At 68.2% G+C, this 13443-nt stretch carries 16 protein-coding genes; 10 read left to right on the top strand and 6 right to left on the bottom strand.

Annotation, left to right across the window (positions count from 1 at the left end; all coding sequences use genetic code 11):
- Positions 1-5: 5 nt before the first annotated feature.
- A complete protein-coding gene (locus AC1DNF_RS03725) occupies positions 6-596 on the bottom strand; it encodes a hypothetical protein (protein ID WP_478147192.1) in 591 nt (196 codons plus the stop codon).
- A 12-nt stretch (positions 597-608) separates the two neighbouring features.
- Positions 609-1709, bottom strand: coding sequence for a hypothetical protein (locus AC1DNF_RS03720; RefSeq protein ID WP_478147191.1), 1101 nt, complete (start codon positions 1707-1709; stop codon positions 609-611).
- Between the two features lie 254 nt (positions 1710-1963).
- Here AC1DNF_RS03720 and AC1DNF_RS03715 point away from each other — a divergent pair, with 254 nt between their 5' ends.
- Genes AC1DNF_RS03715 through AC1DNF_RS03705 form a run of 3 tightly spaced genes read left to right on the top strand, consistent with a single transcriptional unit; the run spans position 1964 to position 4640 of the window.
- Positions 1964-2860: an ABC transporter permease subunit gene (locus AC1DNF_RS03715; protein ID WP_478147190.1), complete on the top strand. Its 897-nt coding sequence runs from the start codon at positions 1964-1966 to the stop codon at positions 2858-2860.
- On the top strand, positions 2857-3597 hold the full coding sequence (locus AC1DNF_RS03710) for an ABC transporter ATP-binding protein (RefSeq protein ID WP_478147189.1): 741 nt from the start codon (positions 2857-2859) through the stop codon (positions 3595-3597). Before AC1DNF_RS03715 ends, AC1DNF_RS03710 begins: the two co-directional genes overlap by 4 nt.
- Before the next feature lie 35 nt (positions 3598-3632).
- Positions 3633-4640, top strand: a complete 1008-nt coding sequence (locus AC1DNF_RS03705; protein ID WP_478147188.1) for an NrtA/SsuA/CpmA family ABC transporter substrate-binding protein — start codon at positions 3633-3635, stop codon at positions 4638-4640.
- A gap of 10 nt (positions 4641-4650) precedes the next feature.
- Here AC1DNF_RS03705 and AC1DNF_RS03700 read toward each other — a convergent pair whose 3' ends face one another.
- Together AC1DNF_RS03700 and AC1DNF_RS03695 are read right to left on the bottom strand one after the other, a co-directional pair.
- Positions 4651-5109, bottom strand: coding sequence for a DUF3761 domain-containing protein (locus AC1DNF_RS03700; RefSeq protein ID WP_478147187.1), 459 nt, complete (start codon positions 5107-5109; stop codon positions 4651-4653).
- A 115-nt stretch (positions 5110-5224) separates the two neighbouring features.
- Complete coding sequence (locus tag AC1DNF_RS03695) at positions 5225-5677, bottom strand: hypothetical protein (protein ID WP_478147186.1); 453 nt, start codon at positions 5675-5677, stop codon at positions 5225-5227.
- A gap of 227 nt (positions 5678-5904) precedes the next feature.
- Here AC1DNF_RS03695 and AC1DNF_RS03690 point away from each other — a divergent pair, with 227 nt between their 5' ends.
- Genes AC1DNF_RS03690 through AC1DNF_RS03670 form a run of 5 tightly spaced genes read left to right on the top strand, consistent with a single transcriptional unit; the run spans position 5905 to position 8913 of the window.
- Positions 5905-6504 (top strand): cytochrome b, encoded by a 600-nt coding sequence (locus AC1DNF_RS03690; protein ID WP_478147185.1) that lies wholly within the window; start codon positions 5905-5907, stop codon positions 6502-6504.
- Positions 6501-7079, top strand: a complete 579-nt coding sequence (locus tag AC1DNF_RS03685) for a YceI family protein (protein WP_478147184.1) — start codon at positions 6501-6503, stop codon at positions 7077-7079. Before AC1DNF_RS03690 ends, AC1DNF_RS03685 begins: the two co-directional genes overlap by 4 nt.
- Positions 7066-7806: a YceI family protein gene (locus AC1DNF_RS03680; protein WP_478147183.1), complete on the top strand. Its 741-nt coding sequence runs from the start codon at positions 7066-7068 to the stop codon at positions 7804-7806. The genes AC1DNF_RS03685 and AC1DNF_RS03680 overlap by 14 nt, the downstream gene beginning before the upstream one ends.
- Positions 7803-8393, top strand: coding sequence for an SRPBCC family protein (locus tag AC1DNF_RS03675; protein ID WP_478147182.1), 591 nt, complete (start codon positions 7803-7805; stop codon positions 8391-8393). The genes AC1DNF_RS03680 and AC1DNF_RS03675 overlap by 4 nt, the downstream gene beginning before the upstream one ends.
- Before the next feature lie 46 nt (positions 8394-8439).
- Positions 8440-8913, top strand: a complete 474-nt coding sequence (locus AC1DNF_RS03670; protein ID WP_478147181.1) for an SET domain-containing protein — start codon at positions 8440-8442, stop codon at positions 8911-8913.
- Positions 8914-8931: 18 nt separating this feature from the next.
- Here the strand turns inward: AC1DNF_RS03670 and AC1DNF_RS03665 are convergent, their stop codons facing one another.
- Positions 8932-9399, bottom strand: coding sequence for a winged helix-turn-helix transcriptional regulator (locus AC1DNF_RS03665; RefSeq protein WP_478147180.1), 468 nt, complete (start codon positions 9397-9399; stop codon positions 8932-8934).
- A gap of 129 nt (positions 9400-9528) precedes the next feature.
- Between AC1DNF_RS03665 and AC1DNF_RS03660 the strand changes: the two genes are divergently transcribed.
- Both AC1DNF_RS03660 and alr read left to right on the top strand, forming a co-directional pair.
- A complete protein-coding gene (locus AC1DNF_RS03660; RefSeq protein WP_478147179.1) occupies positions 9529-10827 on the top strand; it encodes a D-amino acid dehydrogenase in 1299 nt (432 codons plus the stop codon).
- Complete coding sequence (gene alr, locus AC1DNF_RS03655; protein ID WP_478147178.1) at positions 10824-11912, top strand: alanine racemase; 1089 nt, start codon at positions 10824-10826, stop codon at positions 11910-11912. The genes AC1DNF_RS03660 and alr overlap by 4 nt, the downstream gene beginning before the upstream one ends.
- Here alr and AC1DNF_RS03650 read toward each other — a convergent pair.
- Positions 11890-13407: a CoA-acylating methylmalonate-semialdehyde dehydrogenase gene (locus AC1DNF_RS03650; RefSeq protein WP_478147177.1), complete on the bottom strand. Its 1518-nt coding sequence runs from the start codon at positions 13405-13407 to the stop codon at positions 11890-11892. The two genes, alr and AC1DNF_RS03650, sit on opposite strands and share 23 nt — an antisense overlap.
- Positions 13408-13443: the final 36 nt, after the last annotated feature.

The raw sequence follows: 13443 nt of genomic DNA, 5'->3' as shown, positions 1-13443 counted from the left end.
TCGCCTCAGCCGGGCTCGCGCCGGCAGAAGGCCTGGGCTGATTTCGCCAGGGGGTCGTCGCAGAACGCCCGCACCAGCCGCTTGCTCGCGGGCGCCACATAGCCCACGCTCGGCATGAGCTCGAGCAGGTCCTGGAACGAGGACGAGCCCTCGGGGTCCATGCTGGCGAGATCGGCCTTGGGAAAGGTCAGCTCCAGCACGCGCTCGGAGGTCGCGAACCTCTCGCGGCCCTTCACCGGCAGGCGGGCGACGAATCGAACGGAGGTGTTGCCGACGTCGGGAAAGAAGGTCTGCAGCCCCTTCGAGATGAAAAGCGCATCCTTCGCCAGGTCCGTCACCACGCTTGCCTCGTAGAGAGGCGCTCTCAGGTCGAGGCCGATTTCCAGCGCCCCGTCGCGAGCCGCCTTGGGGTCGACCCAGCCGATGTCCCTGTGCAGCTCGGCAATGGATCTCGGGTTCTCTGGAAGCGCTTCCTCTGCGTCCTGCCTTGGCAGCCTCCATGCCGCGCAACACGTCAGGAACACGGCGCCCATCGCCAGCGTGGCCAGGATATCGGCGCGCTTCTGCTTGCGCGCGAAGGGTTCGGCGGTGGCCACGGCGGTCGCGGCTCAGCGCACCCAGCCCAGCCAGAGCGCACGCGCGGCCACGCCGGAGGGCACCTTCTGCCCGATCTTCATGCGGTCCGAGATCTTCCTGGCCAATGCATTGCGTCCCAGTTCCATGCCCGCGGCCAGCGAGCTGCCATCCGCCGGCGACAGGGGCGCGATGCCCAGCGGCGCGAGCGTGCGCGCGTTGAAGTTCTGGATCACCGTCTGGCACTTGCGGCCATAGGCCCTGACGTCGCGCAGATGAATGCCGAACACGTCCTGCCAGGCCCGGATGTTCCGGCCGTACATGAAGCCGGCATCGCTGGCGGTGGGGTCGAGGTTGTCGTAGCCCAGCGCGCGGTTGATGCTGCCGTTGGCCTCTTCCTGGAAGATCATGTTGCCCGCGTTGCCGATGACGCCGACGTTGAAGTCGATGCGGTCGTTGTTGCCCACGAACAGGTCCGCGGCGGTGATCGCGCCCATGCTCAGCCAGGCCTTGGAGTTGTTGCGCAGCTTCAGGATCAGGCTGTTGAGCCTGCTCTTGTCCTTGTCCGAGAGGCTGAGCTCGGATGCCTTGCCGAGAGTGGTGAAGCCCGCGTTGTGCGCCATCTTGAGCATGACCTTCTGGCCGCTCTGCACCAGCGCGAGCCACATCGCCAGTTCCGCCGGGCTCGCCCGGAAGGCGGCGACGGCGGCCACTTCGAGCTCGCTCAGGGGAACGCTGTCGACGCCCGCGCTCACCGTTCCCATGATGTCGTTGATGACGCCGATGTTGTGGCGGGTCATGGGCTTGAGATCGAGTCCGTCGATGGACGATGCATGGTCCTCGACCTTGATGACCAGTTTCGTGGCGCTGTTGCCCAGCGTGACGAGGAACACCGGGTGCCCCGGGGAAATCGCATCGATGGCGCTGATCTGGCTGGTGAGGAGTTCGGGAAGCGCGCTGCCGGTCGCGGGCGCCGGGCCGGAAGCCACGGGGGTCGCGGCCACCGCCGCCGGATGCGGCGGCAAGACCATCGGCGGCGGCGCCGAGCCGGACATCGCGCCCCTGCGCGGGCGGTTCACGATGGCGGTGCTGGGGCGCGAAACGGCGCCGGGGACCCAGGTTTGGTTGTCAGGCATGGAGCTTTCTCTTTTCCTTCCGGTCGGTCGCGCCTTCGGCGCGAGAGGTGCACGAGAAGTGGAGTCTCTCACGCCCTTACACTTTGTAGCACGCCATTGTTGCGCATTGGCCTCGGGGGCCGAGGGGCGCCCAAGCACGTAAATCGCATACGCTGCCTTGGTTTTGTTCGTTGGGCATCGCATGACCCGGCGGTAGCCTTCTTTCATCCCGGCCCGGCATCACGCGGGGCCCATGAATGGAGAGCGCTTCCGCAATGTCCCAGGTCTTTCACAGCCTGCCCGTGCCCGTGGCCGCGAAGGTCGCCACGCCGGCCGAACCCATCGCGCGGCCGGCTCGTGCGCCATCGCCCCCGGCGCCCGAGCCCGGCACGCCGTGGCGGCCCCGCAAGCTTCTCCTGCTGTCGTGGCTGGTGCCGCTGGTGGTCCTGGCGGCGTGGGAGCTGTCCGCGCGCGCGGGCTATCTCTCGCCGCATGTGCTGCCGGCGCCGAGCAAGGTGGCCGCCACCGCATGGCGCCTGGTCCTCGAAGGCCGCCTGGTCAGCGACATGGGCACCAGCCTGCTGCGCGCGGCGACCGGCTTCTTCATCGGCGGCTCGATCGGCTTCGCGCTCGGCACCATCGTGGGCTTCTCGCGCCTGGCCGAAGCGCTGTTCGACCGCAGCATCCAGATGGTTCGCGCCATCCCCTTTCTCGCCATGCTGCCGCTGGTGATCGTCTGGTTCGGCGTGGATGAAGGCGGAAAGATCTTCCTGGTGTCGCTCGGCGTGATGTTCCCCATCTACATCAACACGGTGCTCGGCATCCGTCAGGTGGACCCGAAGCTGCTCGAACTCGGCCGCGTCACGGGCCTCGGCAATGCGGCGCTGATCCGCCGCATCATTCTCCCCGGGGCCCTGCCCTCGATCCTGGCAGGCGTGCGCTACGCACTCGCGGTCGCATGGCTGGCGCTGGTGGTCGCCGAGACGATCGCGACCAGCTCCGGCATCGGCTATCTGGCGATGGACGCGCGCGAGTTCCTGCGCACCGATGTCATCGTGCTGACGATCGTGGTGTATGCGGCCATCGGCGTCGCCTCCGACGCGGTGGCCCGGCTGCTGGAGCGCCGGCTGCTCGCGTGGCACCCGAACTTCGGCGCGGCGGTCAAGCGATGAGCGCGGCGGAGTCTCTTCTGGCGAGCGAGGCACCGGCCGTCGTCGTGCGCGGCCTGCAACGCCGCTACGGCGATCGGATCGTCATCGGCGGACTGGACCTGCGCATCGCGCGCGGCGAGTTCGTCGCGCTGCTGGGCGAAAGCGGTTGCGGCAAGACGACCCTGCTGCGCGCGCTGGCGCGGCTGGATGCCATCGATGGCGGGCTTATCGACGGTCCGCGCCAGCCCGCGGTGGTGTTCCAGGAGCATCGACTTCTGCCCTGGGATTCACTCTGGCGCAATGTGTCTCTGGGCCTCGAAGAAACGCGGGGCAAGGCGCTCGCCCATGCGGCGCTGACGGAAGTCGGGCTCGGGGACAGGATCGACGACTGGCCGCGCAATCTCTCGGGCGGCCAGGCCTCGCGCGTGGCGCTCGCGCGCGCGCTGGTGCGCGAACCGCGCCTGCTCCTGCTCGACGAGCCCTTCGCGGCACTCGACGCCCTCACGCGCATCCGCATGCATGGCCTGGTGAAGGAACTGGTACGACGCCACCGGCCCGGCGTGCTTCTGGTGACGCACGATGTGGATGAAGCCATCGCGCTGGCGGACCGCGTTCTGGTCATGCGCAACGGGGCCATCGCCAGCGAACACCGGGTCTCGCCCGAGGCCAACGCAAGGCGCACGCACCCCGATTCGGCCGCGCTGCGCGAATCCCTGCTGGGCGAGCTCGGCGTGGCGGCCGAAGCTGCGGACACCTGACACCCTTCCCTCATTCCTTTCACTCGAAACTGCCCATGACCTCTTCTTCTCCGGCGGCCTCGCGCCGCAGCTTTCTGCAAACCGCACTGCTGGGCACGGGCGCGATCGCCTCGGCCCTCGCCCATGCGCAACCGGCACCCACTGCCAGGGCGAGCCGCAACACAGACACCGTGCGGCTGACCTGGGGACGCGGCGGGCTGCCGGCGCTTGCAAAGAACCGCGGCGAGTTCGAGAAACTGCTGGCCAGGGACGGCATCAAGGTCCAATGGATCGGCCCCTTCCCGAACCACGCGCCCTCGCTGCAGGCCGTGACCGGCGGCAGCGCCGATTTCGGCTTCGGCGGCAGTACCACGCCGGCCCTGGCCGCCATGCTGGCTGGCTCGCCGCTCGTGTTCACGCAGTTCGCCATCGTCGAGCCGCGCAGCACCGCCATCATCGCGAAGGACGGCTCGGGCATCGACAAGGTGCAGGACCTGGTGGGCAAGTCGGTGGCGGTCAATCGTTCGGGCCTGGGTGAGTTCCTCCTCGTCGCCGCGCTGGAGAAGCACGGCATCGACCGCAACAAGGTGAAGTTTGTCTACCTGAATCCACCGGATGCGGGCCCCGCCTTCGCGCAAGGAAAGATCGACGCCTGGTCGATGTGGAGCCCCGGCGTGGACATCGCGCGCAGCGAATACAAGGCGCACGACATCTTCTTCGAAGGCCGCGACCTCGAGTTCCTGATCGACTTCAATTCCTTCGTCACGCACCGCAGATTTGCCGAGGACAACCTGGCCATCGTGCGGGCCGTGAACGCGGCCTACGCGGCCGAAGCGAAGTGGGTGACCGAGCATGCGGTCGAGGCCGAGACGCTGAACCAGAAGGACGCCGGCTACAGTGACGCGGTGCGCGACACCCTGGTCAGGCTGCAGCGCCGATGGGACGTCCACGGCGTGCAGGACACGAAGTTCATCCAGCAATTCCAGCAGGCCGCCGACTGGCTGTCGGAGCGCAAGATCCTGCCGCAGAAGCTCAGGGTCGGCGACTATCTCGCGCGGACCTGAGCCAGGGCAATCAGCTGCACGCCTTGTTGTGCGAGGCGTGCATGCCCTTGCTCTTGGCATCGGCCTCGCTCATGTACTCGCCCTTCTTCGTCTTGCCGTAGAACTTGTCGCCCATGCAGTGGTAGACGTTGGTGCTGGTATTGGCCCAGACCTTGCCGGCGCCGCCGCCGGGCGCGGCGGCCGTTGGCGCGGCGTCGGTCTTGGCAGGCGCCTTGGCGGCGGGAGCAGCCGCAGGCGCGGCGGCAGCCGGCGTTGCGGGTGCCGCGGCAGCCGCGGTCTTGCCATACCAGGTCTTGATTCCCTTGTGGCCGCGGCAGGCGCCCGACTTGCTGTCCGGCGACGCATAGGTGTCGTCCTTGCACTGGACGGTGGTACCGGGGGGCGCGTCGGCCGGCACCTGCGCCGAGGCGGCAAGCGAGAAGAGGCCGAAGGCGCACGCGGCGAGCAGGGGGCGAAGGGAAAGCTTCATGGGGTGGGGGTTCCGTGGTGGTGCAACACGAGAAGCATTGGTGCGCAATACCAGCAGCAGCTGACTGCGGCCCCGGAACCCTGGTTCGACGCTCGGTCGCCCGGCCCTCCCGGACCTAGCGCCCGAGGTACGGACCTGCGCTGCCGAAATCCAGGAATGCCGTGGAAGCGAAGCCGGTTTCGGCGTCCTCGGCCGGCTCGGCCTGGGGTTGCGGCTGGAGTTCCATGAAGTCCGTGGGCGCAAAGCTGACGTCGCGCCGGGCCCGGGGTTGCGCATGCCGCTCCTTCGCGCTTTCGCGCAGCCGGGCGAGATCGGCCCTGACCTCTTCCAGTGAACGCACCCTCTTCAGTGAGGCCGCCGGCTCCGCCACGGGGACGGGAAGGGCTTGCACGCTTTCAAGAACAGGCTGCAGGGTCAGCAGGGGACTCTTCGGCACTTCGGGTGCGACCGGAATCGACAGCCGGGCGAGCGGCCGCTCGACGGCCGCGACGGTGCCTGGCTGTCTGGGGGCGCGGGGCGGCAAGTCGACCGTTGCCCCGGAGAGGGCCAGGATGCGCGGTGTCGGCATGGTGATGGGCTTGCACAGAAGCGCCCGAAGGCTACCCTGGATTCGAAGGAAGGTGGCGACGAAACGAGATGCGTCCATGACATGCGGGCCCGAAGTTTGGCGCGATTGTGGGACGGGGTCGACGCGACCCGCACGGAACTCGGCGCTCGATATGCCGGCTTCTGCACACAATTGCGCAAACGGCGCGTGTTGTTCCAGACGCCCGCAACTGCGACACTGCCCGCACGATGCGACCGAATCCCCGATCCCTCCCGACCGGGCGGCGAACGTTCCGCCTCTCGAACAGCGTCTCCTCGTGGGGCGCGGTGGCCATGTTCTTTCACTGGCTCGTCGCCGCGCTGATCTTCATCCAGTTCGCGCTCGGATGGCTCGCCACCGGCTGGCGGCTTTCGCCGACGAAACTCGATCTCTTCGTCTGGCACAAGTCCACCGGCATGCTGGTGCTGGCACTGGTCGTCGCGCGCCTGCTGTGGCGCCTGGCAGGCCCGGCACCGGCACTTCCCGCGGACATGGCCCCCTGGGAGCGCACCGCGGCGCGCCTGAGCCATGCGCTGCTCTATGTCATCATGATCGCCATGCCTCTTACCGGCTGGATCATCAACTCCGCGCAGGGTGTGCCGTTTCGCATCTTCTGGCGCATTCCGCTGCCGGCCCTGGGCGCGCCGGACAAGCACACGGAGGCACTCGCCTCGCTCGCGCATTTCTCGCTGTTCGTCGCCCTTGCCGCGTTGCTGGTGCTCCACATCGGCGCCGCGCTGCGTCACCACTTCGTCAAGCGCAACGATGTGCTGACGCGAATGTTGCCGTCGACCGGCGCGCCGGAATGAAGAAGCTCGCCTGTCTTGCCATGCTGCTCGCCGGCGCCTCGGCCCCGCTCGCTCGCGCGGCCGAGTGGAAGATGGACACGGCGGGCAGCCGGCTCGAGTTCGTCGCCGATTTCGAGAGATCGCCGGCGCCGGGCGTCTTCAAGGACTTCGACGTCCGCCTGGGCTTCGACCCGCAGAAGCCGGAGGGCGGCCACCTGGATGTGACCATTCGGGTGGCGAGCGCGGACATGACGAGCGCGGACATCAACAAGGCGATCGCGGGGATCGAATGGTTCGATTTCGCTCGGCACCCGCAAGCCGAGTTCCACGCGACCGACATCCGCCGGGCCCAGGCGCAGGCGAATGCGCCGGCCGGCGGCTACCTCGCGCGCGGCACGCTGGCCCTGAAGGGTGTGCAGCAGCCGGTGGAGGTGCCGTTCACCTGGAACGCCGGGGCCGCGGGCGCGACGATGGAGGGCCAGTTCACCGTCAAGCGCGGACCGTTCGGCATCGGCACCGGCGAGTGGGCGGCGACGGACGTGATCGGCCCCGAGGTCACGGTGAAGTTCCGGGTGCGGCTGCGTGAGACTCCCTGAGGCCGAAATGCCGCGCGCCGCGCCCCTGCTCGCCGCTCTCGCGCTGATGCTCGCGGGGTGCGCGCCGCCGATCCGCGCGCCGGTGCCGCCGCCGGCGCCCACGACCGCGCAGGGACCGGCGGACTTTCCGCGTGGCGACTACGCGCGCGCGGCGGCCCAGGGGCAGCCGGTCTATCGCATCGATCCGGCGCGCTCGCTGATCGCCATCACGGTGCGCCGCGGCGGGTCGCTCGCGCGCCTGGGGCACGATCACATCATCGCCAGTCATCAGGCGCAGGGCTACATCGCGCCGGAACAAGGCCGCGCCGACCTGTACGTACCGCTGGCCGAACTGTCGGTCGACGAGCCGGCGCTTCGCGCCGAGGCCGGGCTGGACACGCAGCCCAGCGATGCCGACATCGCCGGCACGCGCACCAACATGCGCGACAGGGTGCTCGAGACGCAGCGCTTCCCGTTCGCGCTCATCCGCGTGAACGGCGTCGAGAAGATGCCCGCGGGCGCGCGGCTCGATGCCGCCATCACGCTGCACGGGACGACCCGGAGCTTCCAGGTGCCGGTGCGGATGGAGACCGCGGCCGGCGAGATGAGCGTCGCCGGATCGATCGAATTCAAGCAGAGCGATTTCGGCATCACGCCCCTGTCGATCCTGGGGGGATCGATCCAGGTGCAGGACGGCCTGAGTCTGCGGTTCAGCATTCGCGCTGTGCGCGACGCGTCGGCGCCATGACCGGCGCTTCGCGCCTGCGTGCGGCAGCCACGGCCTTGATGCTGGCCTGGGCGCTGTGCGCGCCCTTCGCCGCGACAGCGCAACAGATCAGCGTCGAGACGTCCGGGCACGGAGACTTCATCACGGTGACGGCATTCGCCGACATGCGCGTGGACCCGCACACCGTATGGAACGTGATTTCCGACTACGACCACCTCGCCGAATTCATCCCGGACATGCGCACCTCGCGCGTGATTCAGCGCGATGGCGACAAGCTGGTCGTCGAGCAGACGGGGAGGTTCGCCTTCCTGTTCTTCCATCAGCAGATCGAGGTCAAGCTGTCGGTGGTCGAATCCCCGCAGCGGCGGATCGCGGCGCGCGCGGTGGGCGGAAACCTCCGGGAAATGGAGGGCCTCTACGCGCTGGAGACCCTGCCCACGGGTGAAGTGCGACTCTCTTATTCGGGGCGGCTGATCCCCGAGTTCCCGATGCCGCCCATCGTCGGCAAGATGGTGGTGCGCAGCGTGATGGCCCGGCAGTTCACCGCCATGGTGAAGGAAATCCTGCGTCGCGACGCATCTGCGCGGGATGCGGCCCGGCGCCCATAGATGTCCCGCCGCGCCCGGGCATCGGTCTCTACAATTTCCGCCACACATGGCCAAGCACCGCAAGAACACATCATCCACGCCCTTCATCAGGGTCGCGCCCAGCGGGGTCCATGGCCTCGGCGCCTTCGCCACGCGGGACTTGCCCGCCTTCGCGTTCCTGGGTCTCTACGAAGGCCGGCGCTACTCGCAGCAGGAGATCGCGGAAAAGGCCTGGAACGACCAGCTCACGTACCTGTTCACCCTGTCCAACCAGGAGACGATCGACGGCGCCAAGGGAGGCAACGCCACCCGCCATCTCAACCACGCCTGCGAGCCCAATTGCGAGGCGGTCGAGGAGTACGACGATGCGGGGCGGCTCGTGCTGAAGTTCCAGACGATCGCGAACGTGGATGCGGGCGACGAGCTGTTCATCGACTACTGCCTGACAGCCGACGATGGCTCGCCGGCCTCGGCCTATCCCTGCCATTGCGGCTCGCCGAACTGCCGCGGCACCATGCTGGCGCCCGTCGAAGCCTGCTGAGGCCACGCATGCCCCCGCTCATCGATCGAGCGCAATGGCCAGGCTCTCCTTGATCTCTTCCATGACGATATAGCTGTGCGACTCGGCCGCCACCGGCAGCTTCTTCAGGATGTCGCCCAGCAGGTGGCGGTACTCGCTCATTCCGCGCAGGCGGGCCTTGACCAGGTAGTCGAAGCTACCCGAAACGAGGTGGCATTCCTGCACTTCCGGCACGTGGAGCAGCTCGTTGCGCACCTGGTCGAAAACGTCCCCGGACTTCGACGCCAGCTTGATTTCCACGAACACAAGCAAGCTCTTTCCCAGCGCCTCGGGCGAGAGATGGGCGTGGTAGCCGGTGATGACGCCCTCGCGCTCCATGCGCTTGACGCGCTCGGAACAAGGCGAGGTCGAAAGGCCGATCTGCTCGGCCAACTCGGTCATCGAGATCCGCCCCTGGCGTTGAAGGATGTCGAGGATCTTGCGATCGATGCGGTCGAGGTCGGTCATTTCACTTTCCCAGGTGTCGAAGCGCCAGCAAAACAGGAGAAATCACTGCGGTCTCCCCTAAATTCGAGCGAATTTACTGGATGTTTGGCCATAAATTTAAGGAAATCCACTTCACTTGATGGTTTCCCAATGAAAGTCATTGTTCTGGGCGGCGGCGTCATCGGTACCAGCACGGCCTACTACCTGGCCCGCTCCGGCGCGCAGGTCACTCTGCTCGACCGCCAGGAGGGCCCGGCCCTCGAGACCAGCTTCGCGAACGCGGGCCAGGTGTCGCCAGGCTACTCCACGCCATGGGCGGCGCCGGGGATTCCTCTCAAGGCCATCAAGTGGATGTTCCAGAAGCACGCGCCACTCGCCGTGCGCCTCGACGGCAGCCTGGCCCAGTTGCGCTGGATGGCCCAGATGCTGCGCAACTGCTCGGCCGAGCGCTACGCGATCAACAAGGAACGCATGATGCGCGTGGCGGAGTACAGCCGCAGCTGCCTGCAGCAATTGCGCGCCGACACCGGCATCCAGTACGAGCAGCGCACCGGCGGCACGCTGCAGCTCTTTCGCACGCAGGCCCAGCTCGATGCGGTGCAGCGCGACATCAAGGTGCTGCAGGAATGCAACGTGCCCTACGAGTTGCTCACCCGTGACCAGCTCGCGCAAGCAGAGCCCGGCCTCGCACAGGCCCGCGACCGCCTGGCCGGCGGCCTGCGGCTGCCCAACGATGAAACCGGCGACTGCCACCTCTTCACGACCGCGCTGGCCGGCATCGCGCGCACCATGGGTGTGGACTTCCGCTTCGGCCAGTCGGTCGAAGGTCTGGTGACCGAAGGCGGTCGCATTGCCGGCGTTCGCTCGGGCGGCCAGGTGCTCACAGCCGACCGCTATGTGCTGGCCTTCGGCAGCTATTCGCGCGACTTCCTGGCGCCGCTGGGTCTTGACCTGCCGGTGTATCCCGTCAAGGGCTACTCGCTGACCGTGCCGCTGGTCGACCCGTCGCTCGCACCGCAGTCGACCGTGCTCGACGAGACCTACAAGATCGCCGTGACGCGCTTCGACGACCGCATCCGCGTCGGCGGCATGGCCGAGCTCGGGGGCTACGACCTGCGGCTCGACCCGCGCCGCCGCGCCACGCTCGAGATGGTGGTGAACGACCTGTTCCCCGGTGGCGACGTCTCGCGTGCCACCTTCTGGACCGGCCTGCGCCCGATGACACCCGATGGCACGCCCGTCATCGGCGCGACGCGCTACCCCAACCTGTTCCTCAACACCGGGCACGGAACGCTCGGCTGGACGATGGCTTGCGGCTCCGCCAGGCTGATCGCCGACGCGGTCACCGGCCAGCGCCCTGAGATCAGCACCGACGGCCTGGCGCTCGAGCGCTACGCGCGCAAGCCGGCACGCGGCGTGCGCGGCTCTCCGGCCCCTGCGGCCGCATGAGCCGGCCGTCACGCGCCCGCGTGGACCTTGGCGCGCTGCGCCACAACTACGCGCTGGCGAAGCGGGTGCACGGGGGGCGCGCCCTCGCGGTGCTCAAGTCCGATGCCTATGGCCATGGCGCGCTGCGCTGCGCGCAGGCGCTGGAAGACCTGGCCGACGGCTTCGCGGTCGCCTTCACGGAAGAAGCGCTGGCCCTGCGCGCGGGCGGAGTCGCCGCGCCGATTCTGGTGCTCGAAGGCGTCTTTGCCGCAGACGAACTGAAGGATGTGGCCGCGCAAGGCCTCTGGACCGTCGTCCACCACGAGGCGCAGCTGCGCATGATCGAACAGGCCGCCGACATGCGCCCGATCAAGGTCTGGCTCAAGGGCGACTCGGGCATGGGGCGTGCCGGCTTTGCCTTGGCGGACTTGCCATCCGCCCATGCGCGCCTGGCGGCGAGCGCCAAGGTGGCCGAGATCACGCTCATGACGCACTTCTCGCGCGCGGACGAGCCTGAGCACCCGGCAACCGCACGCCAGCTCACGGCTTTCGACGCCGCCACCGCCGACCTGCCCGGCCCGCGCAGCCTCTGCAATTCGGCCGGCGTGCTGGGCTGGCCCGCCGCGCGGCGCGACTGGGCACGCCCGGGCATCCTGCTCTACGGGGCCGACCCGATGCCGCACGGCGGCAACGGTCTGAAGCCGGTCATGACGCTGGAGAGCGAAGTCTTCGCGGTGCGCACGCTGCAGCCCGGCGACGCACTCGGCTATGGCGGCGCCTTCGTCGCGCCGCAGAGCACCCGCGTCGGGCTGGTGGCGATCGGCTACGCCGACGGATACCCGCGCACCGCGCCGACCGGCACGCCGTTGGCGATCGACGGCAAGCTGTCGCGTCTCCTGGGGCGTGTCTCCATGGACATGCTCTCGGTCGACCTGAGCACCCTGCCCGATGCGGGCATCGGCAGTCGCGTCGAACTCTGGGGCCCGCAGGTCAGCGTCAATGACGTGGCCCGCGGCGCGGGCACGCTGGCTTATGAACTGCTGTGCAACGTGAAGCGAGTCCCGCGGGTCTACCAGGAAGCGCTCAACGGCTGGACGGGAAGCTGAACACCGCCCCCTCGCGGACGCCGGCGGACGGCCAGCGCTGGGTGATGGTCTTGCGCTTCGTATAGAAGCGCACGGCATCCGGTCCATAGGCGTGCAGGTCGCCGAACAGCGAACGCTTCCAGCCGCCGAAGGAGTGATAGGCCACCGGCACCGGCAGCGGCACGTTGATTCCGACCATCCCGACCTGGATGTTGTCGCTGAAGTAGCGCGCCGATTCGCCGTCGCGCGTGAACAGGCAGGTGCCGTTGCCGTACTCGTGCGCGTCGATCATGTCCATCGCCTCCTGCAGCGTTCCCGCGCGAACGACGCCGAGCACCGGGCCGAAGATCTCTTCCTGGTAGATGCTCATGCCGGGCTTGACGTTGTCGAACAGGCACGGCCCGAGGTAGTACCCGCCCTCATGTCCGGGCACCTTGACGCCCCGGCCGTCGACGACGAGCCTGGCGTTCGCCGCCACGCCCGCGTCGACGAAGGCCTTGACCATGTCGAAGTGCGGCTGGGTGACGAGCGGGCCCATGTCGTTGCCGTTGTCCCGGCCGGGTCCGACCTTCATCCTGGCGATCTCGGCGACAAGACCCGCGACCACCGCATCGGCGGTGGGGTCGCCGATGGCGACGACCAGCGGGATGGCCATGCAACGTTCGCCGCACGAGCCATAGGCCGCACCCATCAGCGCGCTCACGGCGTTGCCGATGTCGGCGTCGGGCATGACCACCGCGAAGTTCTTGGCGCCGCCGAGTGCCTGCACGCGCTTGCCGTTCGCGCAGCCGGTGGTGTAGATGTACTCGGCGATGGCTGTCGAACCGACGAAGCTCACGGCCTTGACGCGTGGGTCGGTGAGCAGGACGTCCACCGCTTCCTTGTCGCCGTTGACGATGTTCAGCACGCCCGGCGGAAGACCGGCTTCGAGGGCAAGCTCGGCCACCAGCAGGGTCGACGAAGGGGTGCGCTCGGATGGCTTCAGCACGAAGGTGTTGCCGCAGGCGACCGCCATCGGCCACATCCACAACGGGACCATCACCGGGAAGTTGAAGGGCGTGATGCCGGCGGCGACCCCCAGGGGCTGGAACTCGCTCCAGGAGTCGATGGCGGGCCCGACGTTCTTGCTGTGTTCGCCCTTGAGCAACTCCGGCGCGTAGCTCGCGTATTCGACGTTCTCGATGCCCCGCTGCAGTTCGCCATGGGCGTCGGAGAGCACCTTTCCGTGCTCGGCGGTGATCAGTTCCGCGATGCGATCGGCATTGGCTTCGAGCAGGGTCTTGAGTTTGCCCATGATGCGAGCCCGCTTGAGCGGCGGCGTGCTGCGCCACGCGGGGAAGGCGGCTTGCGCCGAGGCGATCGCCTGCTGCGTCGTCAGCCTGTCGGCAAGCGCGACGCTCCTGGCGGACAGGCCCGTCGCCGGGTCGAACACCGGCTGAACCCGCTCGCCGCCCGTGACGCGCTTGCCGTCGATCAGGTGGCCGATGGTGTCGGTGACTTTCTTGTCGTGTTGCATGTTGGTATCGATGGATTCGCAGGAAGGCGGGATGAA

Source organism: Variovorax sp. 01T432, from assembly GCF_056398605.1.
The sequence above is the reverse complement of the archived record's forward strand: the minus strand, read 5'-3'. Positions and strand labels throughout refer to the sequence as shown.